This is a genomic window from Actinomadura geliboluensis (genome assembly GCF_005889745.1).
Classification (GTDB): domain Bacteria; phylum Actinomycetota; class Actinomycetes; order Streptosporangiales; family Streptosporangiaceae; genus Spirillospora; species Spirillospora geliboluensis.
The window spans coordinates 1-23,651 of sequence record NZ_VCKZ01000093.1; the positions used below are offsets into that span (position 1 = coordinate 1).

Genomic DNA, 23,651 nt, shown 5'->3' on the forward strand with positions numbered 1-23,651 from the left:
GACAGGTCGTGGAGCTCGGCGCCGCGCTGCGCGACCACGGCTCGCTGGTCGAGGCCGCGCTCGCCGCGGGCGGCCGGGCGCTGGAGACCGCGCGGCTGCAGGCGAGCGTGCACGCGGGCCTGGAGCAGGTCCGCGCCGCCTACCGCCGCCTCGTCCGGGCCGAGACCGCCGAGCGCGAGCGCCTCGCCCGCGACCTGCACGACGGCGCGCAGCAGCGGCTCCTCGCGCTCGGCGCGATGCTCGGCACGCTGGAGGCCGTCACGGGCGACCCGGTGGTGAAGGAGCACGCGCGCACGTGCCGCGAGCAGCTGGTGGCGGCCCTCGCCGAGCTGCGCGAGCTGGCCCGCGAGGTGCGGCCCGCGCTGCTGGTCCAGGACGGCATCGGGCCGGCGCTGGAGGTCGTCGCCGAGCGGGTCGGCGTGCGCGTCGAGCTCGACGTCACCGAGCGCCGGTTCTCCCGCGAGATCGAGTCCACGCTTTACTCCGTGCTGTGCGAGACGCTGTCGTACGCTGTGGACCGCGCGCACGCCACGCGGGTGCACGTCCGGGTGGGCCATGCGGACGGCCGGGTGGCCGCGGAGCTGACCTGCGACGGCGGCGGGCCCGGCGATCCCGCCGCCGACCTCGCCGGGCTGTCCGGCCGGATCGGGGCGCTGCGCGGCGAGGTGGAAGTCGGCGGCGGCCCCGGCGAGGGCACGACGGTGAGGATGGACGTGCCATGCGAGTAGCCGTGGCGGAGGACAGCGGGATCTTCCGGCAGGCGCTGGTCACCCTGCTCACCACGGTCGGCATCGAGGTGGTGGCGTCCGCGGGCTCGGGCGAGGAGCTGCTCGCCCGCGTCGCCGGCGACCCGCCCGACGTGGTGATCGTCGACCTGCACATGCCGCCGACGTTCACCAGCGAGGGGGTCGTCGCGGCCCGCCGGCTGCTGGAGCGCCATCCGGGCATCGGCGTCCTCGTGCTGTCGGCGTTCAACGAGACCCCGCAGGCGATGGAGCTGTTCCGCGACCGGCCGCGCGGCGTCGGCTACCTGCTGAAGGACCACGTCACCGACGTGGACAGCCTGCGCTCGGCGCTGGAGCGGGTGATGCGCGGCGAGGTCGTCATCGACCCGGACGTGGTGAGCAGGCTCGTCGAGGCGCGGCACCGCGAGGCGGAGATGTCCCGGCTGTCGGGCCGGGAGCGGGAGGTCCTGGCGCTGATGGCGGAGGGGCACTCCAACGCGGGGATCGGCAAGCGGCTGCACCTGTCGGCGCGGACCGTGGAGGACCACGTGCGGGCGATCTTCACCAAGCTGAAGATCGCCTCGTCGGGCGGGGCGGCGGGCCCGCAGGACAGCAACAAGCGGGTGCTGGCCGTCCTCACCTGGCTGCGGGCCGCGGAGACCCGCTGACCGGAAGCGGCCGCGGGCGGCCGCCGCGGGCGCGCATCGATCGGGTAACGGAGCCTCCCGCTCGCCGTGCGCGGTGCGGAAAACTGGCCGCGGGAACCGGGTCGCACCGGGTGACCCGGTGGTGGCCCCCGCACGCCACCGGGCGCGCCGCGGGCCGTGCCGGGGCGCGGCCTCCGGCCCGCCCCCATGCTCCCGGTGCCGCCCGTCCCGCACATCCGGGAAAACCCCAATCCCGGACGGTGGTTCCCCGGGACGACACGGAAGGAACGCGGTGAGGGCCGTCCCCCGCTGGCCGCTGTGGCTGGGCGCGCGGGTCCGCCGCGCCCTCGGCGCGGGCACGGTGATCGCGGCGGCCGCGCTGGCGTGCGGCTGGCCGTACTGGCGCGGGCGTCCCGCCGAGGCCGCGGTGACGCTGGCGTGCTGCGGCGGGTTCGCCGCCGCGGGCGGCCTGCTCGCCGCCGGCCGGCTCGGGCGCCGCACCGGCGCGGCGTTCGTGGTCGCCGCCGCGGCGTGGGCCGCGACCTGGTCGGCGGCCTGGAACGGCGGCGCGGCGCCGCTCGTGTCGGTGTTCGCGCAGTCGGTGTTCTTCGTCGCGATCGGCGTCGGCGTCGTCATCTACCCGGGCCGCCGCCCGGCGGGCGCCCCCGCCCGGCTGTGGACGGCCGCGGCCGTGCTGGTCATGGTCGGCGGGCAGGCGCTGCTGTGCGCGGTGTCGCGGCCCGAGTGGAACGGCTTCGCCGCCTCCGCGGTGTGGCCGTCGGTCCGGCCCGACGAGGAGGTGTTCCGCTGCGCGCAGCGCGCGGTGACGGTCGCGATGGCCGCGCTCGCCGGGGCGCTGGTGGTCATCCTCCTCGCGCGGGTGCCGCGGACCGGGCGGCTGGACCGGGCGTTCACCGTCCCGGTCGCGGCGGCCGTGACGGTCGGCGTCAGCGCCGCCCTGGCCGTCCAGGGCGCCCTGCTCGGCACCGCGGTCACGCTCGACGACGTCCTCGGCGTCTACTTCCTGCAGGGCTTCTGCGCGACGACGCTGCCGATCGTCTTCCTGTTCGCCGCGCTGCGCGCCCGGCTGGCGGAGCTGACCGTGGCCGAGCGGATGCACCGCCTCACCGCGCCCGTGTCGGTGGAGAAGGTCCGCGACGCCCTGCGCGGCGTCCTCGGCGACGCCGCCCTCGACCTGTGGCTGTGGGCGGACGGCGGCTACGTCGGCGTGGACGGCCGGCGGCCGGGCGCGCCGCACGGGCCGGGCCCGGGGCGCTGGCGGCACGAGGTCCGCACCTCGGGCGGGGAGCCCCTCGCCACCGTCGACCTCGCCGCCGCGCTGCGCGACCACGGGACGCTCGTCGAGGCGGCGCTGACCGCGGGCGGCCGGGCGCTGGAGACCGTCCGGCTGCAGGCCGCCGCGCGCGCCGCGCTCGAACAGGCCCGGGACGCGCAGGAGCGCCTCGTCCGGGTCCAGGCCGCCGAGCGCGAGCGGCTCGCCGCGGACCTGCAGCGCAGCGCCCGCGCCCGGCTCGGCGCCCTGGAGGAGACCCTCGCCCGGCTGGAGGGCGCCGCGGCGGATCCGGCGGCCCGCGAGCAGGCCCAAGGCTGCCGCCGCGAGCTCGCCGAGGCCGTCGCCGAGCTGGACGGCCTGGCCCGCGGCGTGCACCCGGCGATCCTCGCCGACGCCGGGCTGGCCCCGGCCATGGAGCTGGTCGCGGCCCGCGCCGCCGTGCCCGTCCGGCTCGACCTGCCCGCCGCGCGGTTCCCGCCGGAGGTCGAGACGACCCTCTACTTCGCGCTCTGCGAGGCCCTCGCCAACGCCGTGAAGCACGCCCGGGCGGACGCGGTCGAGGTGACCGTCCGCGCCGCCGCGGGCGAGGTCGTGGCCGAGGTCCGCGACGACGGAGCGGGCGGTGCGGCCCCGGTCCCGCGCGGCGGCCTCGCCGGCCTGACCGACCGCGTCCGCGCCCTGCGCGGCGAGGTCGCCCTGGAGAGCCCGCCGGGCGCCGGCACCACCCTGACGATCACCCTCCCGCTGCCGGGTTAGCCGCCGTCCCCGCCGGCCGGGGACGTCTGGACGATGGGCAGCAGGTAGTGGCGGGCGAAGGCGCGGGCGCCCTCGTCGTCGAGCGGGATGTGGCCCTCGGGGGTGAGGACGAGGGAGTGGGTGAGGCGCACCAGGATCTCGGCGACGAGCTCGGGGTCGACGCCGGCGGGCGCGGCGCCGAGGCGCTGCGCCGTGCGCAGCCGGCCGGCGAGGTAGCCGCGGGCGGCGGCGAGCAGCGGGCCCGCCTTGACCGTGGAGTGCGGCAGGATCAGCTCGGGCTCGACGACCATCAGGCGGGTGATCAGCCGCTGCTCGCGGCTGATCCGCAGCGTGACGGCGAACCCCTCGACGAGGCGCTCCTCCAGGGTGGGCAGCGCGGCGACCGCCTCGTCCAGCTCGGCGAAGAAGCGCCGCGCCTCCCGCAGCAGGACGCCGGTGACGAGGTCGCCCTTGGTGGGGAAGCGCCGGTAGATGGTGGCGCGGCCGAGCCCGGACTCGCGGGCGACGTCGTCCATCGTGGTGCGGCGCGGGCCGTAGGTCTCGAAGGAGCGCAGGGCGGCGTCGAGGATCCGGTCGGTCTGGGGCTCGCTCCGCGGCCCCTCGGTGAGGAGGCTGCGCAGGAGTTCGTCGTCGGTGGTCATCGTGCGGCCGACTCTAGCCGCCGCCCGCCCGCCGGGCCCGGCGCATGGCGCGGAGGGCGACGGGGGAGCGCGGGAGGTGGCGGTCGGTGATGCCGAGGGCCGGCGCGAGGTCGCGCCACTCGCCGAGCAGCGCCGCCTCCTTGACCGGGCCGAGGGGGCGGCCGAAGACGCACTGGGTCGACCATGCCGTGGTACAGGGTCGCGTGCACCCACAGGTACGCCTCGGGGTTCAGCGGGTGGTAGCGGCGCCCTGCGGCGTCCACGCCCTTGATGCCCTTGTGGATCTCGCGGAGCCGGTCCGTCTCGGCCCGGCCGGGGATCGCGCCGGCGGGACGGGCCGCCGGGGCGGCGGAGTCGGTCGGAGGGCCGGCGGGAGTGTCGAGGTGTGGCATGGGCCCTCGCTCGTGAGACGACAATACGAAATCCGTATCATCGTATGCCGGGGGCGGCGGGCGGGCTAGTCCGCGGCGAGCGCGTCGAGGGCCTGCTCGGCGGTCGGGTGCGCGACGAGGTGCCGGTCCAGGCCGCTGCGCTCGATGATCGTCCGGAAGCGGCGGTCCAGGTCGGCCAGCACGAACTCGCCGCCGGCCCGGTGCGCGGCCTTCCAGATGATGATGAGCGCGTTGAGGCCGGAGGAGTCGCAGAACCCGACCCCGCCGGCGTCCAGGACGACCCGCGGCGGCGACGGCACCTCCCGCATCTCGGCGAGGACGTGCTCGCGCAGCCGCTCGGCCGTGAGGATGGTGAGCTCCCCGTCCGCCTCCACGAGCAGGCAGGGGCCGCGGAGCTCGCTGCGGACGTGCAGCGCGTCGGCCGCGGCGTGGTCCGAGGTGTCACCGGCCCCGAGAGACATGCTGATCACCTTCCGTCGATCCCCGGGCACGCGAAAGTACCCGCGAGAGCGCGGATCATGCAGTCGCGCCGCCCGGCCGGCCCACCGGCACGTACTCGATCGCGGCGTCGGCGAGGCGCCGCGCGGTGCCCTCGTAGCGGTCCCGCAGCTCCAGCAGCACCTGCTGGCCGCGGACCGCGGGCCACCCGGCGGGCAGGTGCTCGACCGGCAGCCGCGGGTCGGCGCGCACGAGCTGCAGCCACTCGGTGGTCATCCACAGGTAGCGGGCGAGGTCGTCGGGGGCGTGCGGGAGCGGGTCGGCGCGGTCCCAGCGGTCCAGGAACGCGCGGTAGCCCTGGGCGAGGCCGTCGAGGTCGAACGCCTCGCGGAGCATGTGCGGGACGTCCGTCGGCTCCTCGGCCGGGCCGGCGAACACCTTCAGATGCCCGTTCAGGTTGAGCCCGGCGACGATCGGCCGGACGTCCACCCGGGACGGGGCGATCCAGGTGCCGTTGCCGAGCGACCCGAACCCGGCCCAGGTCAGCCGGGCGCGCAGGTCGTGCCGGACGCGCTGCCACGACTCGGGCATGGAGAACGCGAGGACGGTCCAGCTGCCGTCCCAGTCGGTGTTGAGCACGCCGCGCCGCCAGACGCGGTCCTCGCCGTCGTGCAGGATCCCCTCCGAGCGCGGGGTGAGCCCGAAGTGCATGCGGCGGCCCTCGCGGTGCCGCGCCAGCAGGCCCCGGCCGACCATCCGGGTCAGCGTCGAGCGGACGGCGTGCTCGCCCACGCCGAGCCGGGCGAAGGTGTCGATGAAGCTGCCGGAGAACACGGCGATGTCGCGTCCCAGCACGTAGTTGCCGAGGTAGGTCAGCATCAGCGACTGAGGCCGGAGCCTCGGGGACGGCTCGTCGGACGGCACTGGCCCGGCCGCGCTCTGTGCACTCAACCGTTCGGCTCCCGTCATCCCGCCAGCGTAACGACGGCGGCGGGGTCGCGGTGACCGCCGTCACGCTGATGTTGGGCAAATCATTGACTGCCGTGAAGAATACGCCTAACTTCGGGGCACGCCCACCCCGGGAGGTCCCAGTGCGCAAACTCGTCCCCCTTCTCGCCGCCACCGTCCTCGCCGCCGCCGCGTGCGGCTCGGGCGGTGGGTCCGGCGCCGGATCCACCCTCAAGATCGGCTTCATCGAGTCGCTGACCGGCAACTACGCGCCGCTCGGCGGCGAGGCGAAGAAGACCGTGGAGCTCGCCGTCGAGCAGCTCAACGGCGCCGGCGGCATCGACGGCCGGAAGATCGAACTGATCACCCTCGACGACAAGACGGCACCGGACCAGGGCGTGCTGCACTTCAACAAGCTGAAGTCCGAGAAGGTCACCGCGATCATCGGCTCGACGTTCTCCAACGTCGGCCTCGCCGTGGAGCCGCTCGCCGAGCGCGAGCGGATCCCCTACATCTCGCTGGCCCCCGCCGACGAGCAGGTCGACCCGGTCCGCAAGTACACCTTCGTCGTCCCGGCGATCTCCTCGACCTACGCGCAGGCGATGCTCGGGTACTTCAAGGCGCACCAGATCACCAAGGTCGCGGTCGCGTACGACACCAAGAGCGCCTACGCCAAGGCCGGGTTCGCGGGCATGAAGGAGTACGCGGGCCAGTACGGCGTCCAGATCGTCAAGGAGGAGACCTACGAGACGACGGCGTCCGACTTCAGCCCGCTGTTCACCCACGTCCGCGACTCCGGCGCGCAGGCCCTGGTCGCGTGGGCGAGCGGCGCGCCCGGCGTCACGCTGGCCAAGCAGTACCCCTCGTCCGGGCTGAAGCTGCCGCTCTACATGACCGGCTCGCAGGCCAGCAAGCTGTGGCTCGACCCGGTCGGCAAGGCCGCCGAGGGCGTGTACGTCCAGTCCGCGATCGGCGTCGTCGGCGAGCACCTGCCGGACGGGAAGCTCAAGCAGTCCGTGCAGGAGATGTCCGTGCCGTTCAAGCAGAAGTACGGCTACGAGCCCCCGCAGTTCGCGATGGACGGCTACGCCGGCGTCAAGCTGCTCGCCGCCGCGATCGACAAGGCCGGCACCGACCGGGAGAAGATCCGGGACGCGCTGGAGGGCCTCACCCTCGTCACCCCGTGCGGCCAGTACACCTACTCCAAGACCGACCACTCCGGCCTGAAGCCCACCGACATCTCGATGAACCAGGTCAAGGACGGCGAGCTCGTCCCCACCGAGTGGTCGCTGAAGCAGCTCGCCGAGACCGCGAAGGCGGCCGGATGACGACCCTGCTGGAGATCGGCGCCGTCGGTCGCGCGTTCGGCGGCGTGTACGCCGTCCGCGACGTGGCGATGGCGGTCGCCGAGGGCGAGACCCGCGCCGTGATCGGCCCCAACGGCGCGGGCAAGTCCACCCTGTTCAACCTGATCAGCGGCCATCTCGCCGCCGACCACGGCACCCTGTCCTACGCGGGCCGCCGGATCGACCGGCTGCCGCCGCACGCCCGCGCCCGGCTCGGCGTCGCGATCGTGTTCCAGGGCGCCCGGCTCTTCCACGGCATGACCGCGCTGGAGAACGTCATGGTCGGCGCGCACGCCCGCACCCGGCACGGCTTCGCCTCCGCCGTGCTCCGGCTCCCCGCGCACCGCCGCGAGGAGGCCGCGATCAGGGCGGACGCCCTGGCCGCGCTCGACCGGGTCGGGCTGCGCGACTGGGCGCACCGCTCCGCCGACGTCCTGCCGCTCGGCCAGCAGCGGTCGCTGCAGGTGGCGCGGGCCCTGTGCGCCCGCCCCCGGCTCCTGCTGCTGGACGAGCCAGCGTCCGGCCTGCGCGCCGCCGAGCGGGAGGCCCTCGCGCAGCTGATCGAGGGCCTGCGCGCGGAGGGGCTGACGATGATGCTCGTCGAGCACGACGTCGCGTTCGTCTCCCGCCTCGCCGACCGGGTCGCCGTCCTGGACCTCGGCCGCCTCATCGCCGAGGGCACCCCGTCCGAGATCCGCGACGACCCCGCCGTCATCGCGGCCTACCTCGGGAAGGAAGCCGCGTGAGCGCCGTGATCGAGGTGGAGGACCTCGTCGTCCGGTACGGGACGGCGACCGCGCTCGACCGGGTCGGGCTGACCGTGCGGGCCGGGGAGCTGGTCGCGCTCATCGGCCCGAACGGGGCGGGCAAGACCTCGCTCGTCAACGCGGTCCTCGGCGTGCTGCGCCCGGCGGCGGGACGGGTGGACCTGCGCGGCCGGGTCGCGCTCGTCCCCGAGGGCCGGCAGATGTTCGACGACCTGACCGTCGAGGACAACCTCGTCCTCGGCGCGTGGCGGCGCCGCCGCGCGAAGGGGGCGCGCGACACCGCGCGCGTGTACGAGGTGCTGCCGCAGCTCGCCGACCTGCGCCGGCGGCGGGCCGGGTCGCTGTCGGGCGGGCAGCAGCAGATGGTCGCGTTCGGGCGGGCGCTGATGGCCGAGCCCGACGCGATCGTGGTGGACGAGCTGTCCCTCGGCCTCGCCCCGCTCGTCACCGCCGACCTCGCCGAGCACCTGCGCGCGCTGAACGCCGAGCGCGGCCTCGCCGTCCTGCTGATCGAGCAGAACGCGCGGCTGGCGCTGGACCTGTGCGGGCGCGGCTACGTCCTGGAGGCGGGCCGCGTCCGCGCCGAGGGCACCGCCGCCGAGCTCGCGGCGGGTCCCGACGTCGCCGACGCCTACCTCGGCGGGCGCGGCGGCACCGAGGGGGAGACATGAGCGCCTTCCTGCAGTACCTCATCTCCGGGGTCGCCACCGGCTGCGGCTTCGCGCTGCTGGCGAGCGGCCTCGTCGCGATCCACCGGGTGACCCGGGTGGTGAACTTCGCGCAGGGCATGTTCGCCGTCGTCGGCGGGATGGCGGCCGGGTCCCTGCTGGCGGCCGGGCTGCCGCACGGCGCCGCCGAGGCCGCCGCCGTCGCGGTGGCGGGCCTGGTCGGGCTCGCGGTCGGGGCCGCCGCCACCGGCAAGCGCGGGACGTCCCCGCAGTCGGCGCTGATCGTCACGCTCGGGGTCGGCTTCCTCGCCTACGCGGTGGAGATCATGATCTGGGGCGACAACCCGCGCTCGCACGCCGGGCTGCGCGGCGCCGTCACCGTGTTCGGCGCGCACGTCCAGCAGCAGTCGTTCCTCGTCATCGGGGTCGCCGCCGCCGTGTTCGCGCTGCTCGCGCTGTTCTTCGGCCGCACCTACCCGGGCAAGGCGCTGAGCGCGTGCGCGTCCAACCCGTACGCGGCGCGCACCCTCGGCATCGACCCGCTGAAGATGGGCCTGCTCGCGTTCGCGCTCGGCGGGATGCTCGGCGGCCTCGCCGGGGTGCTGCTCACCCCGCTGCAGCCCATCTCCTACAACAGCGACGTCCTGCTGATCACCAACGGGTTCGCGGCGGCGGTGCTCGGCGGCCTGAACCGCCCGGTCGTCGCGCTCGCCGGCGCGCTGACGCTCGGCGTCGCCGAGGCGATGGTCGCGGGCTACGGCGAGGCGTCCTACCAGACCGTCGTCGCGCTGGCGCTGATGCTGGCGATCATGATGGTGCGGGCCTCGCGGAGGACCGCGCTGCAGGAGGAGGCCGCCCGATGAGCGTGTCCGTCCGCAAGAACCGGCCGGCGGCCGGGGCCGCCGCGCCCGCGTCCCGGCGGCGGCCCGGCCCGGGCGCGCTCGCCGCGGCGGCCGTCGCCGCCGCCGCGCTGCTCGCCCCGGTGGTGCTGCCCGCGACGCAGGTCTCGGTGTACGTCCTGCTCCTGCTGGCCGCGACCGTCGTCGTCGGGCTGTCGATGCTGATGGGGTACGCCGGGCAGGTGTCGCTCGGCCAGGCGTCCTTCACCATGATCGGCGGGTACACGGCGGCGCTGACCGCGACGCACGGCCTGCCGACCTGGCTCGGGCTGCTGCTCGCCCCGGCCGCCGCCGCGGCGTGCGCCGCGCTCGTCGGCGTCCCGCTGCTGCGGCTGCGCGGCCACCAGCTCGCGTTCGCGACGCTCGCCATCCAGCTGATCCTGCTCAGCCTCGTCGGACGGCAGGAGTGGACGGGCGGCGACATCGGCCTGCAGGGCGTGCCGAGGCTCCGGATCGCCGGGTACGAGTTCGCGAGCGAGGTCTCCTATGCCTACCTGGCCCTCGCCGCGCTCGGACTGGTCGTGCTGGTCACCCGGCACATCGTGGCGTCACGGCCGGGGCGCGGGCTGCGGGCGCTCGCGACCAGCGAGGTCGCCGCCGCCTCCTCCGGCGTGCCGGTCGCCGCCTACAAGCAGGCGGTGTTCAGCCTGTCGGCCGCGTTCGCCGGGCTCGCGGGCGGCGTCTACGCCTTCTACATCGGCTACGTCGCGCCCGGCTCGTTCCCCGTCCTGCTGTCGTTCGAGTACGTCGTGATGGTCGTCGTCGGCGGCGCCGGGACGATCTGGGGCGCGCTCGCCGGGGCCACCGCCATCACCCTGCTGCTCCAGCTGCTCAACGACATCGGCACCCGCGAGGGGATGCCCGCGTCGGCGCCCGCCGTGCTGTCCTACGCGGTCTACGGGCTGCTGCTCATCGCGGTCGTGCTGTTCCTGCCGAAGGGGCTCGTGCCGTCCGCCGCCGCGTGGTGGGATCGCCGCACGGCCTCGAAACCGACGGAGGGGTGACGCGCATGCGCAACGAAGGACTCGGGTCGTGGCCCGCGCGCCGCGCCCGCAAGACCCCGCGGGCGACCGCCCTCGTCCACGAGGGGACCGCGCTCACCTACGCCGGCCTGCTCGACCGGGTCGCGCGCCTCGCCCGCGCGCTGCGCGGGCTCGGCGTCCGGCCCGGCGACCGGGTCGCCTACCTCGGCCCGAACCACCCGTCGTTCCTGGAGGCGCTGTTCGCGACCGGGATGCTCGGCGGGATCTTCGTCCCGCTCAACACCCGGCTCGCCGGCCCCGAGATCGCCTACCAGCTGGACGACTCGGGCGCGTCCGTGCTCGTCCACGCGCCGTCGCACGCGGAGCTGGTCGAAGGGCTCCCCGGCGGCGGCCCGGTGCGGGAGCGCGTCGCGCTCGGCGGCGGGTACGAGGACCTCCTCGCCGGCGCGGACGGCGACCCCCTGGACCTGCCCGTCGCGCTCGGCGACCCCTGCATGATCATGTACACGTCGGGGACGACCGGCCGGGCCAAGGGCGCGACGCTCACCCACGGCAACATCACCTGGAACGCGATCAACGTCCTGATCGACCACGACCTGGTCGCGGGCGAGGTGGCGCTCGTGTCGGCGCCGCTGTTCCACACCGCCGGGCTCAACATGCTCACGCTGCCGGTGCTGCTCAAGGGCGGCGCGTGCGTGCTCGTCGCCGCGTTCGACCCGGCCGCGACGCTCTCCCTCGTCGAGGAGCACCGGGTCACGTTCATGTTCGGGGTGCCGACGATGTTCGAGCGCGTCGCCCGCGAACCCGGCTGGGAGGCCGCCGACCTGTCCTCACTGCGCATCCTGACCTGCGGGGGCGCGCCGGTGCCGCCGTCCCTCATCGAGACCTACCAGCGGCGGGGGCTGACGTTCCTCCAGGGCTACGGCATGACGGAGGCCGCGCCCGGCGTGCTGTTCCTGGACGCCGAGCACGCGGTGCCGAAGGCCGGGTCGGCCGGGGTACCGCACTTCTTCAGCGACGTGCGCGTGGTCGGCCCCGGCATGGCGGACGCGGCGCCCGGCGAGACCGGCGAGGTCGTCGTGCAGGGCCCGCACGTCATGAGCGGCTACTGGGGGCGGCCCGCCGACACCGCCGCCGTGCTCCGCGACGGCTGGTTCCACAGCGGCGACGCCGCCCGCCTCGACGCGGACGGCTACGTCTACATCGTCGACCGCATCAAGGACATGATCATCTCCGGCGGCGAGAACGTGTACCCGGCGGAGGTCGAGCACGCGATCCTCGCCGCCAACCCCGGCGTTGCGGAGTGCGCGGTCATCGGCGTCCCGGACGCCGCCTGGGGCGAGGCGTGCCGCGCCGTGCTCGTCCCGCGCCCCGGCGCCGAGGTGAGCCCGGCGGAGGTGATCGCGTCGCTGTCCGGCAGACTGGCCCGCTACAAGATCCCCAAGTCGGCGGTCGTCGCCGCGGAGCTTCCGCGCAACGCCGCCGGGAAGATCCTGAAGGCGCGGCTGCGGGAGGAGTACGGCGACCCATGACGGCGGGCGGCGGGAGCGCGCGGCCCCCGGCCGGCGGCGGCCGGCCGACGGTCACCAGCCGCGTGCTGGACATCCTGGAGGCGTTCTCCGCCGAGCGCGACGCGCTCACCATCACCCAGATCAGCCGGCGCGCGGGCCTGCCGCTGTCCACCGCGCACCGGCTGGTCGGCGAGCTGGCGTGCTGGGGCGCGCTCGAACGCGACGCAGCCGGGCTGTACCGGATCGGGCTGCGGCTGTTCGAGGTCGCCGCGCTCGCGCCCCGCGGCCCCGCGCTGCGCGCCGCCGCGATGCCGTTCCTGGAGGACCTGTACGAGGCGACGCACGAGAACGTCCACCTCGCCGTCCTGGACGGCCTCGACGTCGTCTACATCGAGCGGATCTCCGCCCGCGACGCCGTGCACGTCCTCTCCCGCGTCGGCGGGCGGTGGCCCGCCCACGCGACGGGCGTCGGCCTCGCGCTGCTCGCGCACGCCGACCCCGCGCTGCAGGAGCGCGCCATCGCCGCGCCGCTGCGCCGCTTCACCGACCGGACGATCGGCACCGGCGCGGAGCTGCGCCGCGTCCTCGCCGAGGTCCGCCGCGCGGGCGTCGCCATCAGCGACGGCCAGGTGGAGACGTTCGCCCTGTCGGTCGGCGCGCCCGTCTACGGCCCGGACGACACCGTCGTGGCGGCCGTCGCGATCGTCGTGCCGTCCGACGGGTGGGACGCGCGGGCGCTGATCCCCGTCGTGCGCGCGAGCGCCCGCGGCATCTCCCGCGCGCTCGGCGCGCCCCGCGCCCTGCGCCCGCCGGAGACCGCGCTGCACAACCGCTGACCTGTTCTTCCGCTGGACGGAATCGGTGTGGCCCGGGTCACCCGCCCGCCGCGATGGTCGTCGTGACCCTGCCATCCACGGAGGAGCGACCCATGGTCTTCGCACGCAACCAGTGGTACGTGGCCGCCTACGGCCGGGAGGTCGGCGACGGCCTGCTCGCCCGGACGATCTGCGGCGAGCCCCTCGTCCTGTACCGGACGCGGGCGGGGGAGGCGGTCGCGCTCGCCGACCGCTGCGTGCACCGCCGCTTCCCGCTGTCGGAGAGCAACCGGGACGGCGACCGGATCGTCTGCGGCTACCACGGCTTCACCTACGCGCCCGACGGCGTGTGCGTCGCGGTGCCGGGGCAGGCCCGCGTCCCGCGCACCGCCCGCGTCCGCGCCTACCAGGTCGTCGAGCAGGACTCGTTCATCTGGGTCTGGATCGGCGACGGCGAGGGCGACGCGTCCGCGATCCCGCGCGCCGCGTGGTTCGACTCGCCGGAGTACACGACCGTCCGCGGGATGGAGCCGCTCGCCGCCCGCTACGGGCTGCTCGTCGACAACCTCCTCGACCTGTCCCACGAGACCTACCTGCACGCCGGCTACATCGGCACGCCGGAGGTGGCGCAGACCCCGATCAACACGGAGGTCGACGAGGAGGCGGGCATCGTCTACGTGAGCCGCCGCATGAAGGACGTGGAGTGCCCGCCGTTCTACTCCGAGTCGACGGGCATCGAGGGGCGCATCGACCGCTGGCAGGACATCGAGTACCACCCGCCGTGCCTCTACCTCCTGCACAGCCGCATCGCGCCGACCGGCGTGGAGCCGGGCCCCGACGGCGACGACTCCCGCGCGTTCCACGTCGAGGTCGGCTACGCCATCACGCCCGAGACGGAGACGAGCACGCACGACTTCTGGCTGGTCGCCCGCGACTTCGCCCTGGACGACGAGAAGGTGTCGGAGTTCCTGGCCGACAGCAACCGCACGGTCGTCCTCCAGGACGTGGAGGCGCTGAACATCCTGGAGAAGGTCATCGCGTCCGAGCCGGAGGGCTACCAGGAGCTGTCCATCAACATCGACACCGGCGGCCTGGCCGCCCGCCGCATCCTGGCGCGGCAGACGGCCCGATGAGCGCGGCCCGGGGCGCGGGCCCCGCGGCGGGCCGGCTGCGGGTGGAGTGGTCGCCGGGCTCCGACACCCTCACCGGAATCTGCCACTGCGGCGCGCAGCACACCGCCGAGGACCCGATCGAGATCTGGGCGTGGCTCCTCGCGCACCCGGACCACCCCGCGCCCTGACCTGCCCCCTTGCGGCGTCGTCGCCGGGGCCGCCACATTCTCCGACGAGCCGCCTTCACCGGGATAGTTAGCTTAGGCTAGCCTCATACCGTGCTGTCCCCCGCGCGAACCGGCCCGCCGCGATCCCCGGCGAAGCGAGGCGGGCGGCGCGGCGCCCACCGGATCTGGCTGCCCCTGCTCGCGGCCGTGCTCCTCGCGACGGTGGTGGCGAGCCTCGCGATCGGCGCCGGGGACGTCCCGCTCGGGCGGGTCCTGCCGGGCGTGTTCGGCCCGGACGACGGGTCGCGGGCGGAGCTGATCGTCCACGAGCTGCGGCTGCCCCGCACGCTGCTCGGCATCGCCGTCGGCGCGGCGCTCGGCCTCGCCGGCGCGGTGATGCAGGCGCTCACCCGCAACCCGCTCGCCGAGCCGGGGCTGCTCGGCGTGAACGGCGGCGCCGCCTTCGCGGTCGTGCTCGTCATCGGCCTCGCCGACGCCGGCGACCCGCTCGTCTACGTGTGGGCGGCGTTCGCCGGCGCGGCGGGCGCGGCGGTCCTCGTCTACATGATCGGCGCGCGGGGGCGGGGCGGCGCGTCGCCCGCGCGGCTGGTGCTCGCCGGCGCCGCCCTCAACGCCGTGTTCAGCGCGATGACCGCCGGGGTCATGCTGTTCACCCCGGCCAACTTCAACGGCTTCCGGTTCTGGCAGGTCGGCTCGCTCGGCGGGCGGGAGCTCGCGGTGTTCTACCGCGTGCTGCCGTTCGTGCTGGCGGGAGCGGTCCTGGCGCTGCTGCTCGCCCGCCCGCTGAACGCCCTCGGCATGGGCGACGAGGCGGGCCGCGCCCTCGGCTCCCGGCCCGGCCGGACGCGGGCGCTCGGCGCGCTCGCCGTGGTGCTGCTGTGCGGGTCGGCGACGGCCGCGGCCGGGCCGATCTGGTTCCTCGGGCTCGCCGTCCCGTTCATCGTCCGCGCCGCGGCCGGCCCCGACCAGCGGCTCGTGCTGCCGTACTCGCTGCTGCTCGCGCCCGTGCTGCTGCTCGGCGCCGACATCATCGGCCGGGTCGTCGCGCCCGGCGAACTGGAGACCGGCATCGTCACCGCGTTCCTCGGGGCGCCGCTGTTCGCGGTGATGGTCCGGCGGGGGAGGACGCGCGACCTATGAGAGTGCTGCGCGCGGGCGGCGTGTCGCTGCGGTGGGAGCCGCGGGCGGCGGCGGTGTGCGGGGTGCTGGCGGCGGTCGCGGCCTGCGCGGCCGTCCTCGTCGTCGGATCGGGGGAGTTCCCGATCTCGCCGCCGGACGTGGTCCGCGCCGTCGTCGGGCACGGCGACCGCGCCACCGAGTTCATCGTCCGGACGCTGCGGCTGCCGCGCGCCGTCACCGGGCTGCTCGCCGGGCTCGCGCTCGGGCTCAGCGGCGCGATCTTCCAGAGCATCTCCCGCAACCCGCTCGGCAGCCCCGACCTCATCGGCTTCACCACCGGCTCGGCGACCGGCGCGCTGCTGCAGATCCTCGTCTTCGGCGGCGGCGCCGTCGCCATCACTGTCTCGTCGGTCGCCGGCGCGGTGGTCACCGCCCTGGCCGTCTACCTGGTCGCCTACCGGCCCGGCGGCGGCGTGCACGGCGTCCGGCTGGTGCTGATCGGCGTCGCGGCGGCGGCGATGCTGGAGGCGTTCAACTCCTACCTCATCACCCGCGCCGAGCTGCGCGAGGCGTACGAGGCCGCGTTCTGGCTCACCGGCAGCCTCAACGGGCGCGACTGGGACCAGGCCGTCCCGCTGGCGCTCGCGCTGGCGGTGCTCGTCCCGGCGGCGCTGCTGCTCGCCCGCCCGCTCGGCATGGGGGAGCTGGGCGACGACGCGGCGCAGGCGCTCGGCGTGCCCGTCCAGCGGACCCGCGCGCTGCTCACGGTCGCGGGGGTCGGCCTCGTCGCGGCGGCGACGGCGGCGGCCGGGCCCGTCCCGTTCGTGGCGCTCGCCGCGCCGCAGCTCGCCCGCCGGCTGACCCGCCGCCCCGGCGCGCAGTTGCTGCCCGCCGCGCTGACGGGCGCCGCGCTGCTCGCCTGCAGCGACCTCATCTCGCTGCACCTGCCGGTCGCGGTGCCGGTGGGCGTCGTCACCGGCGTCCTCGGCGGCGTGTACCTGGCCTGGCTGCTGTCCACCACCGGACGGAAGGGGACGACATGACCCGGCTGCGCGCGGAGGACCTCACGCTCGCCTACGAGAAGCGCGTCGTCGCCGAAGGGCTCGGCGTGGAGATCCCGGACGGGTCGTTCACCGTCATCGTCGGGCCGAACGCGTGCGGGAAGTCGACGCTGCTGCGCGCCCTCGCCCGGCTGCTGCGCCCCCGCGCCGGCACGGTCTACCTGGACGGCGAGCCGATCGCGGCGCTGCCGCCGAAGCGGCTCGCGCGGCGGCTCGGGCTGCTGCCGCAGTCGCCGCTCACCCCGGAGGGCATCACGGCCCGCGACCTCGTCGCCCGCGGCCGCTACCCGCACCAGAGCCTGCTGCGCCAGTGGTCGCGGGAGGACGAGGCGGTCGTCGCCGAGGTGATGGACGCGGTCGGCGTCACCGACCTCGCCGACCGGGTGGTGGACGAGCTGTCCGGCGGGCAGCGCCAGCGGGTGTGGCTCGCGCTCGTCCTGGCCCAGCAGACCGGCATCCTGCTGCTGGACGAGCCGACGACGTACCTGGACATCGCCCACCAGATCGAAGTCCTCGACCTGTGCGCGCGCCTCCACGAGGAGGGCCGCACGCTCGTCGCGGTGCTGCACGACCTCAACCACGCCTGCCGCTACGCCACCCACCTGATCGCGATGCGGGACGGCGAGGTGCTCGCCGAGGGGCCGCCCGCCGAGATCGTGACGGCCGGTCTGGTGGAGCGGGTGTTCGGGCTCCCGTGCCGCGTCATCCCGGACCCGGAGACCGAGACGCCGCTGATCGTCCCGGCCGGGCGGCGGCGGGCGTTGACGGCCGAAACCCCCTGAATTAGGTTAGCCTTACCTAATTTTGAGAGGGGTTCCGTGCTGACCTGGGAAGAGCTGCACACCGCGCTGACCGACGTGCTGGGCGAGGACGCGGGAGCCGACGACAACCTCATCGAGCTCGGGATGGACTCGATCCGGCTGATGCGGCTGACCGGCCGGCTGCGCCGCGGCGGCATCGAGGTCCGCTTCGCCGAACTGGCCGAGCGCCCCACGCTCGCCGAATGGTGGGAGCTGCTCGCCGCGAAGGGCCAGGTGGAGCCGGCGGCCGGGCCGCCCGCCGCCGGACCGCCCGTGGTGGAGCAGGCCGACATCGAGCCGGACGAGCCCTTCCCCCTCGCCCTCATGCAGCACGCGTACTGGATCGGCCGCGACTCCGGCCAGTCGCTCGGCTCCGTCGCCGCCCACCTGTACGTCGAGCTCGACGGCCGCGCCATCGACCCCGCCCGGTTCGAGGACGCCGTCCGCGGCCTGGCCGCGCGGCACCCGATGCTGCGCGTCGCCGTGTCCGACGACGGCACGCAGCGGATCCTGCCGGAGCGCCCCGGGCCCGCCGTGACCGTCCACGACCTGCGGTCGGCGGACGAGCCGGACGCCGAGCTCGCGCGGATCCGGGCCGAGATGTCGCGGCAGCGCCTCCCGATCGAGGACGGCCGCGTCTTCGACGCCCGCCTCAGCCTGCTCCCCGGCGGCACCGCCCGCCTCCACCTGGACGTCGACATGGTCGCCGCCGACGCGATGAGCTACCGCGTCATGCTCGCCGACCTCGCCGCGCTCTACGAGGGCGAGGCGCTCGCGCCGATCCGGTACGGCTACGCCCGCTACCTCGCCGACGACCCGCGCGCCGCCGCGCGCGAGCAGGACCGCACGTGGTGGGCCGAGCGCCTCGCCGACCTCCCCGGCCCGCCCGAGCTGCCCGTCGTCCCGGAGCCGGGCGACCGCGTCGAGCGCAGGCACCACTGGCTGGCGCCGGACGACAAGGCCCGCCTCATCGCGCGCGCCCACGCCGAGGGCGTCACCCCGGCGATGGCGCTGGCGGCCGTGTTCGCCGAGGTCATCGGGGCCTGGTCGGCGACGCCGCGCTTCCTGCTGAACCTGCCGCTGTTCCACCGCGAGCCCGTCCACCCGGACGTGGACGCGGTCGTCGGCGACTTCACCGGCTCCATCATGCTCGAAGCCGACCTCCGCGAGGACCTCCCGTTCGTCGAGCGGGCGCGCGGGCTCCAGGCGAACCTGCACACGGCGGGCGCGCACAGCGACTACTCGGGCCTCGAGGTGCTGCGCGACCTGTCGCGGCGGCGCGGCGAGCAGGTCCTCGCGCCGATCGTCTACACCAGCGCGCTGAACCTCGGGGAGCTGTTCGGCGAGCGCGTCCGCGAGCACTTCGGCGAGCCGGAGTGGATCATCTCGCAGGGCCCGCAGGTGCTGCTGGACGCGCAGGTCACCGAGGTGTCCGGCGGCCTGCTGCTGAACTGGGACGTGCGCGTCCCGGCGTTCCCGGACGGCGTCGCCGAGGCGATGTTCGCCGCCTACACCGACGCGATCGCCCGGCTGGGCGCGGCGGACGCCGACTGGTCGGCGCCGCTCGGCGTCGCGGCTCCCGCGTCCCAGCTCCGCGTGCGGCAGGCGCTGAACGCGACCCCCGCCCCGCCGCCGCGCACGCTCACCGAGGGCTTCTTCGAGCACGCCCGCCGCCGCCCGGACGCCCCGGCCCTGCACTGGGGCGACGACGGCACCCTTACCTACGGCGAACTGGCAGTCCGCGCACTGCGCATCGCGGCCGCGCTCGTCGCCGCCGGTGTGCGTCCGGGCGACCGCGTCTCGGTCGAGCTGCCGAAGAGCCCCGCGCAGGTCACCGCCGCCCTCGGCGTGCTCGCGGCCGGTGCCGCGTACGTCCCGATCGGCCCCGAGCAGCCGGCCGCCCGCCGCGCGAAGATCCGCGCGAGCGCCGCCGTCGCCGCGTCCCTGGTCCCCGCCGGCGAGTCCGAGGCCGGCGTCGGCGTCGGCGTCGGCGGCACGGTGCCCGCCGGCCGGCCCGCCGACGCCGAGCCGCTGCCGGAGCCGGTGGCCGTCCGTCCCGACCAGGTCGCCTACGTGCTGTTCACCTCGGGCTCGACCGGCGAGCCGAAGGGCGTCGAGGTGCCGCACGGCGCGGCCATGAACACCATCGGCGACCTGGTCGAGCGGTTCGCGATCGGGGAGGACGACGTCACCTTCGCGATCTCCGCGCTCGACTTCGACCTGTCGGTGTTCGACCTGTTCGCGGCCTGGTCGGCGGGCGGCGCGGTCGTCCTGCCCGACGAGGACGAGCGGCGCGACGCCGCCCGCTGGGCCGACCTGGTGCGCCGCTGGTCGGTGACCGTGCTGAACTGCGTCCCGTCCGTGCTGGAGATGCTGCTGCACGCGGGCCGCCCCGAGAGCCTGCGGCTCGTCCTGCTGGGCGGCGACTGGGTCGGTGCGCACCTGCCCGCGCTGCTGGCGGAGCGCGCGCCGCGCTGCCGGTTCGTCGCGCTCGGCGGGACGACGGAGACCGCGATCCACTCCACGGTGCAGGAGGTCGCGGGGGAGGTGCCGGCCGACTGGCACGCCGTCCCGTACGGGGTGCCGCTGCGCGGCGTCGCGTGCCGGGTCGTGGACGAGCTCGGCCGCGACCGCCCCGACTGGGTCGCGGGCGAGCTGTGGATCGGCGGCGCGGGCGTCGCGGACGGCTACACGGGCGACCCGGAGCGCACCGCCGACCGGTTCGTCGTCCACGAGGGCGCCCGCTGGTACCGGACGGGCGACCTGGCCCGCTACCGCCCGGACGGCGCCATCGAGTTCCTCGGCCGCCGCGACCACCAGGTCAAGGTGCGCGGCTTCCGCATCGAACTCGGCGAGGTCGAGGCCGCGCTGCAGGACCACCCCGCGGTCGGCCGCGCCGTCGCGCTCCTCGCCGGCGGGCGGCTGGCCGCCGCCGTCGTGGCGTCCGGCGACCTCGACGAGGTGCTGGAGCACGCCCGCGGCCTCCTCCCGCCGCACATGGTGCCGGAACGGCTCGTCCGCGTGGACGAGCTGCCGCTCACCGCGAACGGCAAGGTCGACCGCAAGGCCCTCACCGCGCTCGCCGCCGCCGAGAAGGGCGAGGCGCCCTACGCCGAGCCGGCGACGCCGCTGGAGAAGGTGCTGGCCCGGATCGTCGCCGAGGTGCTGGGGGAGGAGCGCGTCGGCGCGGACGCCGACTTCTTCGCGCTCGGCGGCGACTCCGTCCTCGCGACCACGGTGGTCGCGCGGCTGCGGGAGGCGCTCGACACGACCGCGCTGCCGGTCCGGGTGCTGTTCGCCGAGCGGACCGTCGCGCGCGTCTGCCGCCGCTTCACCGAGCTGGAGGACGAGCCGGGCCGCCTGGAGGCCGTCGCCGCGATCTGGCTGGAGGTCGAGGCGATGACCGAGGAGGAGCTCGCCGCGCGCCTCGGCTGATCAGCCGGGTTCGGGCTCCGGGCGCATCGTCGCCGTCCGGAGCCCGGTCAGGGTCAGCGCCAGCGCCAGCGCGAGGACGGCGCTGACCGTCCCGTACAGGACGATGGCGGCGCCCGGCGCGAGGTACCGGCCGAGGGCCCCGGCCCCCAGCGACCCGATCGCGCCGCCGCCGGTCTCCTGCGCCGCCCAGAGCGCGTTGACGCGTCCCAGATGCGAGTCGGGCGTGTGCGACTGGATCAGCCCGTACCGCAGGATCTCCTCGATCGACTGGACGAACCCGTACGCGAACAAGATCGCGACGGCGAGCGCCGGATGGCGGGCCAGGCCGAGGCACGCCAGCGCCGCGAACCCGGTCACGGACGCGACGAGCAGCGCCAGCCCCGGCGCCCGCGCCGACCCCGCCCAGCCGCTCGTCACCGACGCGAGCACGGCCCCGCACGCGGGCGCGGCGAACAGCAGCCCGACCGTGGTGGCGCCGCCGTCCAGGCTCCGCTCCGCGAACGCGGGCATCAGCACGGGGATGCCGCCCGCGACCATGAACAGCAGCCCGAGGAGCATCAGCGACCCCACGACCCGGTGGGACGCGACGAACCGGAACCCGTCCCCGACGGCCTTCAGCGGGTTGCCCGGCGGCTCCGCGGTCTCGGGCTTGAGCACCGGCAGCGTGGTGAGCAGCCCGAGCGTGCCGAGGGTGCCGGCCGCGGCCGCCGCGTAGTTCCAGCCGACGCCGAACGCCGACACGATGATGCCGCCGAGCGCGGGCGAGGCCATCGACCCGAGCCGGACGGTCAGCGCGTTCAGCGCGCCCGCCGCGACGAGCTTGTCCGCCGCCACCAGCGCGGGCGCCGCGGCGAGCAGCGCGGTGACGCTGATGCCGGTCATCAGGCCGTCCCACGCGGCCAGCACGTAGAGGGCGGCGAGCGACGGGGACGGCAGGAACGCGTTCAGCGCCAGCAGCACGAACCCGATCCCGGCGGCCGTCCGGGCGCGCAGCATGAGCCGCCGCCGGTCGTCCTTGTCGGCGAGCACGCCGCCCCACAGGAACCCGGCGAGCAGCGCGAACCCCTCCGCCGCCGACACCCCGCCGACGTGCACGGTCGAGCCCGTCAGGTCGTACACCTGGACGGGCAGGGCGACGGCCAGCATCCCGATCCCGAAGACCGAGACCGTGCGGGCGATGAACACGTTGCGGAACGGCCTGCTGTCGCGCAGCGGACTGATGTCCATGGCCAGTCGCCGGAGCATCCTCGGGGTTCTCCTCTGCCGGGGGAGTAGCTAAGGTAAGCCTAGCCTTAGTTGATCGTGGAGAAGAGGACGAACCGGTGCAGCGGACGCTGATGAACGGAAAGATCCACCGCGCGACCGTCACCCAGGCGGATCTGCACTACGTGGGCTCCCTGACGATCGACGCGGACCTCATGGCCGCGGCCGACATCGTCGAGGGCGAGCAGGTCCACGTCGTCGACATCACCAACGGCTCCCGTCTCGTCACCTACGCCATCACCGGCGAGGCGGGCAGCGGCGTCATCGGCGTCAACGGCGCCGCCGCACGCCAGGTCCAGCCCGGCGACATGGTCATCATCATCACCTACGCGTCCGTGGAGGAGTCGGCCCGGGACCGCCACGAGCCCCGCGTCGTCCACGTCGACGCCGCCAACCGCATCGTCGCCCTCGGCTCCGACCCGGCCGAGCCGGTCCCCGGCGCCCCCGCCCAGCTGGCCGGGCGGTGAGCATGGACGGCTTCACCCCCTGGCCCGCCGACCTCGAAGCCCGCTACACCGCCGACGGCCACTGGACGGACCGCCTCCTCGGCGACGTCCTGCGCGGCGAGCCGTCCCGGACGGCCCTCGTCGCCGGCGCCGACCGCCTCACCTACGCCGAACTGGACGCCCGCGCCGCCCGCGCCGCCGCCGGGTACCTGGCCCTCGGCATCGGCCGCGGCGACCGCGTCGTCGTCCAACTCCCGAACACGACCGCCTTCGTCGTCACCTTCCTCGCCCTCGTCCGCATCGGCGCGGCGCCCGTCCTGGCCCTGCCCGCCCACCGCGAGAGCGAGATCCGCTACCTGTGCGAGCTGTCGGAGGCCCGCGCCTACATCTGCGCCGACCGCGACGGCGACTTCGACTACCGCGCCATGGCCCGCACCCTCCCCGTGGACCACGTGATCGTGGACGGCGACGCGGCGGAGTTCACCCCGCTCGCGTCGGTGGACGCCGACCCCGTCGAGTCCACGCCGCCGTCCCCGTCCGACGTCGGCGTCTTCCTGCTCTCCGGCGGCACGACGGGCCTGCCGAAGCTGATCCCCCGGACGCACCGCGACTACGTCTACAACCTGGAGGCCAGCGCCGAAGTCTGCGGCTTCACCCCGGCCACCGTCTACCTGGTCGTCCTGCCCGCCGCGCACAACTTCGCCCTGGCCTGCCCCGGCATCCTCGGCGTCTTCGCCACCGGCGGCACGGTCGTCCTGTCCCCGTCCGGCTCGCCCGACGAGGCGTTCCCCCTCATCGAACGCGAGCGCGCCACGGTCTGCGCGGTCGTCCCCCCGATCGCGCTCCTCTGGCTGGACGCGGTGTCCTGGCAGGAGGAGGACATCTCGTCCCTCGAACTCCTCCAGGTCGGCGGCGCGAAGCTCGCCGCCGAACGCGCCGCCGACGTGCCGGGCACCCTCGGCTGCCAGGTCCAGCAGGTCTTCGGCATGGCCGAGGGCCTCCTCAACTACACGCGCCTGGACGACCCGGCCGACCTCGTCGAACGGACCCAGGGCCGCCCGCTCTCACCCGCCGACGAGATCCGGATCGTCGACGAGGACGGCAAGCAGGTGGCCCCCGGCGAGGTCGGCGAACTGCTGACCCGGGGCCCGTACACCCTGCGCGGCTATTACCGCGCCCCCGAGCACAACGCCCGCTCCTTCACCCCGGACGGCTACTACCGGACCGGCGACCTCGTCCGGCGGCTCCCGTCCGGCCACCTGATCGTCGAGGGCCGCGAGAAGGACCAGATCAACCGGGGCGGCGACAAGGTCTCCGCCGAGGAACTGGAGAACCACCTCCTCGCCCACCCCGCCGTCCACGACGCCGCCGTGGTGGGCATCCCCGACCCCATGATG

23 protein-coding genes are annotated in these 23,651 nt (G+C 75.4%); 18 read left to right on the forward strand and 5 right to left on the reverse strand.

From position 1 onward, the window contains the following. From ETD96_RS15015 to ETD96_RS15025, 3 genes are all read left to right on the forward strand, one after another. The coding region (locus ETD96_RS15015) for a sensor histidine kinase (protein WP_240807667.1) at window positions 1–728 on the forward strand (728 nt) is incomplete at its 5' end. Then, window positions 719–1,393 (forward strand): response regulator transcription factor, encoded by a 675-nt coding sequence (locus tag ETD96_RS15020; RefSeq protein ID WP_138636959.1) that lies wholly within the window; start codon window positions 719–721, stop codon window positions 1,391–1,393. The genes ETD96_RS15015 and ETD96_RS15020, both read left to right, overlap by 10 nt. Before the next feature lie 271 nt (window positions 1,394–1,664). Next, the gene (locus ETD96_RS15025; RefSeq protein ID WP_138636960.1) at window positions 1,665–3,422 is read left to right on the forward strand and encodes a sensor histidine kinase; all 1,758 of its coding nucleotides are present in this window, start codon (window positions 1,665–1,667) and stop codon (window positions 3,420–3,422) included. On the opposite strand, the gene ETD96_RS15030 is transcribed toward ETD96_RS15025, so the two are convergent. The 4 genes from ETD96_RS15030 to ETD96_RS15045 all read right to left on the reverse strand — a co-directional run bounded on the left by ETD96_RS15030 (window position 3,419) and on the right by ETD96_RS15045 (window position 5,862). Further along, entirely contained in the window at window positions 3,419–4,063 is a 645-nt protein-coding gene (locus ETD96_RS15030; protein ID WP_138636961.1) for a TetR/AcrR family transcriptional regulator, read from the reverse strand. The two genes, ETD96_RS15025 and ETD96_RS15030, sit on opposite strands and share 4 nt — an antisense overlap. Continuing rightward, window positions 4,060–4,455 carry an oxygenase MpaB family protein gene (locus ETD96_RS15035; RefSeq protein ID WP_205719269.1) on the reverse strand — a complete coding sequence of 132 codons (396 nt, stop codon included), beginning with the start codon at window positions 4,453–4,455 and terminating at the stop codon, window positions 4,060–4,062. The genes ETD96_RS15030 and ETD96_RS15035 overlap by 4 nt, the downstream gene beginning before the upstream one ends. A 65-nt stretch (window positions 4,456–4,520) precedes the next feature. Beyond that, a complete protein-coding gene (locus ETD96_RS15040; RefSeq protein ID WP_138636962.1) occupies window positions 4,521–4,916 on the reverse strand; it encodes an STAS domain-containing protein in 396 nt (131 codons plus the stop codon). Between the two features lie 55 nt (window positions 4,917–4,971). Further along, window positions 4,972–5,862 carry a PaaX family transcriptional regulator gene (locus tag ETD96_RS15045; RefSeq protein WP_205719270.1) on the reverse strand — a complete coding sequence of 297 codons (891 nt, stop codon included), beginning with the start codon at window positions 5,860–5,862 and terminating at the stop codon, window positions 4,972–4,974. Between the two features lie 122 nt (window positions 5,863–5,984). Between ETD96_RS15045 and ETD96_RS15050 the strand changes: the two genes are divergently transcribed. The 13 genes from ETD96_RS15050 to ETD96_RS15105 all read left to right on the forward strand — a co-directional run bounded on the left by ETD96_RS15050 (window position 5,985) and on the right by ETD96_RS15105 (window position 20,545). Further along, entirely contained in the window at window positions 5,985–7,169 is a 1,185-nt protein-coding gene (locus ETD96_RS15050; RefSeq protein ID WP_138636963.1) for an ABC transporter substrate-binding protein, read from the forward strand. Next, complete coding sequence (locus tag ETD96_RS15055) at window positions 7,166–7,933, forward strand: ABC transporter ATP-binding protein (RefSeq protein WP_138636964.1); 768 nt, start codon at window positions 7,166–7,168, stop codon at window positions 7,931–7,933. Before ETD96_RS15050 ends, ETD96_RS15055 begins: the two co-directional genes overlap by 4 nt. Next, window positions 7,930–8,625 carry an ABC transporter ATP-binding protein gene (locus ETD96_RS15060; RefSeq protein WP_240807669.1) on the forward strand — a complete coding sequence of 232 codons (696 nt, stop codon included), beginning with the start codon at window positions 7,930–7,932 and terminating at the stop codon, window positions 8,623–8,625. Before ETD96_RS15055 ends, ETD96_RS15060 begins: the two co-directional genes overlap by 4 nt. Then, window positions 8,622–9,485 carry a branched-chain amino acid ABC transporter permease gene (locus tag ETD96_RS15065; protein WP_138636965.1) on the forward strand — a complete coding sequence of 288 codons (864 nt, stop codon included), beginning with the start codon at window positions 8,622–8,624 and terminating at the stop codon, window positions 9,483–9,485. Before ETD96_RS15060 ends, ETD96_RS15065 begins: the two co-directional genes overlap by 4 nt. Next, window positions 9,482–10,525, forward strand: coding sequence for a branched-chain amino acid ABC transporter permease (locus ETD96_RS15070; protein ID WP_138636966.1), 1,044 nt, complete (start codon window positions 9,482–9,484; stop codon window positions 10,523–10,525). The genes ETD96_RS15065 and ETD96_RS15070 overlap by 4 nt, the downstream gene beginning before the upstream one ends. A 5-nt stretch (window positions 10,526–10,530) precedes the next feature. Then, entirely contained in the window at window positions 10,531–12,036 is a 1,506-nt protein-coding gene (locus ETD96_RS15075; RefSeq protein ID WP_138636967.1) for an acyl-CoA synthetase, read from the forward strand. Then, on the forward strand, window positions 12,033–12,851 hold the full coding sequence (locus ETD96_RS15080; RefSeq protein WP_138636968.1) for an IclR family transcriptional regulator: 819 nt from the start codon (window positions 12,033–12,035) through the stop codon (window positions 12,849–12,851). The genes ETD96_RS15075 and ETD96_RS15080 overlap by 4 nt, the downstream gene beginning before the upstream one ends. Before the next feature lie 92 nt (window positions 12,852–12,943). Further along, complete coding sequence (locus ETD96_RS15085) at window positions 12,944–13,963, forward strand: aromatic ring-hydroxylating oxygenase subunit alpha (protein WP_138636969.1); 1,020 nt, start codon at window positions 12,944–12,946, stop codon at window positions 13,961–13,963. Next, complete coding sequence (locus tag ETD96_RS44760) at window positions 13,960–14,130, forward strand: hypothetical protein (protein ID WP_171069036.1); 171 nt, start codon at window positions 13,960–13,962, stop codon at window positions 14,128–14,130. Before ETD96_RS15085 ends, ETD96_RS44760 begins: the two co-directional genes overlap by 4 nt. Window positions 14,131–14,220: 90 nt before the next feature. After that, window positions 14,221–15,270: a FecCD family ABC transporter permease gene (locus ETD96_RS15090; protein WP_205719271.1), complete on the forward strand. Its 1,050-nt coding sequence runs from the start codon at window positions 14,221–14,223 to the stop codon at window positions 15,268–15,270. Beyond that, window positions 15,267–16,292: a FecCD family ABC transporter permease gene (locus ETD96_RS15095; protein WP_138636970.1), complete on the forward strand. Its 1,026-nt coding sequence runs from the start codon at window positions 15,267–15,269 to the stop codon at window positions 16,290–16,292. The genes ETD96_RS15090 and ETD96_RS15095 overlap by 4 nt, the downstream gene beginning before the upstream one ends. Further along, window positions 16,289–17,092, forward strand: a complete 804-nt coding sequence (locus ETD96_RS15100) for an ABC transporter ATP-binding protein (RefSeq protein WP_138636971.1) — start codon at window positions 16,289–16,291, stop codon at window positions 17,090–17,092. The genes ETD96_RS15095 and ETD96_RS15100 overlap by 4 nt, the downstream gene beginning before the upstream one ends. Window positions 17,093–17,128: 36 nt before the next feature. Further along, a complete protein-coding gene (locus tag ETD96_RS15105; RefSeq protein WP_138636972.1) occupies window positions 17,129–20,545 on the forward strand; it encodes a non-ribosomal peptide synthetase in 3,417 nt (1,138 codons plus the stop codon). Here ETD96_RS15105 and entS read toward each other — a convergent pair whose 3' ends face one another. After that, window positions 20,546–21,790 (reverse strand): enterobactin transporter EntS, encoded by a 1,245-nt coding sequence (gene entS / locus ETD96_RS15110; RefSeq protein WP_138636973.1) that lies wholly within the window; start codon window positions 21,788–21,790, stop codon window positions 20,546–20,548. It lies immediately after the preceding gene. A 77-nt stretch (window positions 21,791–21,867) separates the two neighbouring features. Here entS and panD point away from each other — a divergent pair, with 77 nt between their 5' ends. Together panD and ETD96_RS15120 are read left to right on the forward strand one after the other, a co-directional pair. After that, window positions 21,868–22,275, forward strand: a complete 408-nt coding sequence (gene panD, locus ETD96_RS15115; protein ID WP_138636974.1) for an aspartate 1-decarboxylase — start codon at window positions 21,868–21,870, stop codon at window positions 22,273–22,275. 2 nt (window positions 22,276–22,277) lie between these two features. Next, window positions 22,278–23,651, forward strand: a 1,374-nt coding sequence (locus ETD96_RS15120; RefSeq protein WP_138636975.1) for a (2,3-dihydroxybenzoyl)adenylate synthase, incomplete at its 3' end; no start/stop codon positions are given.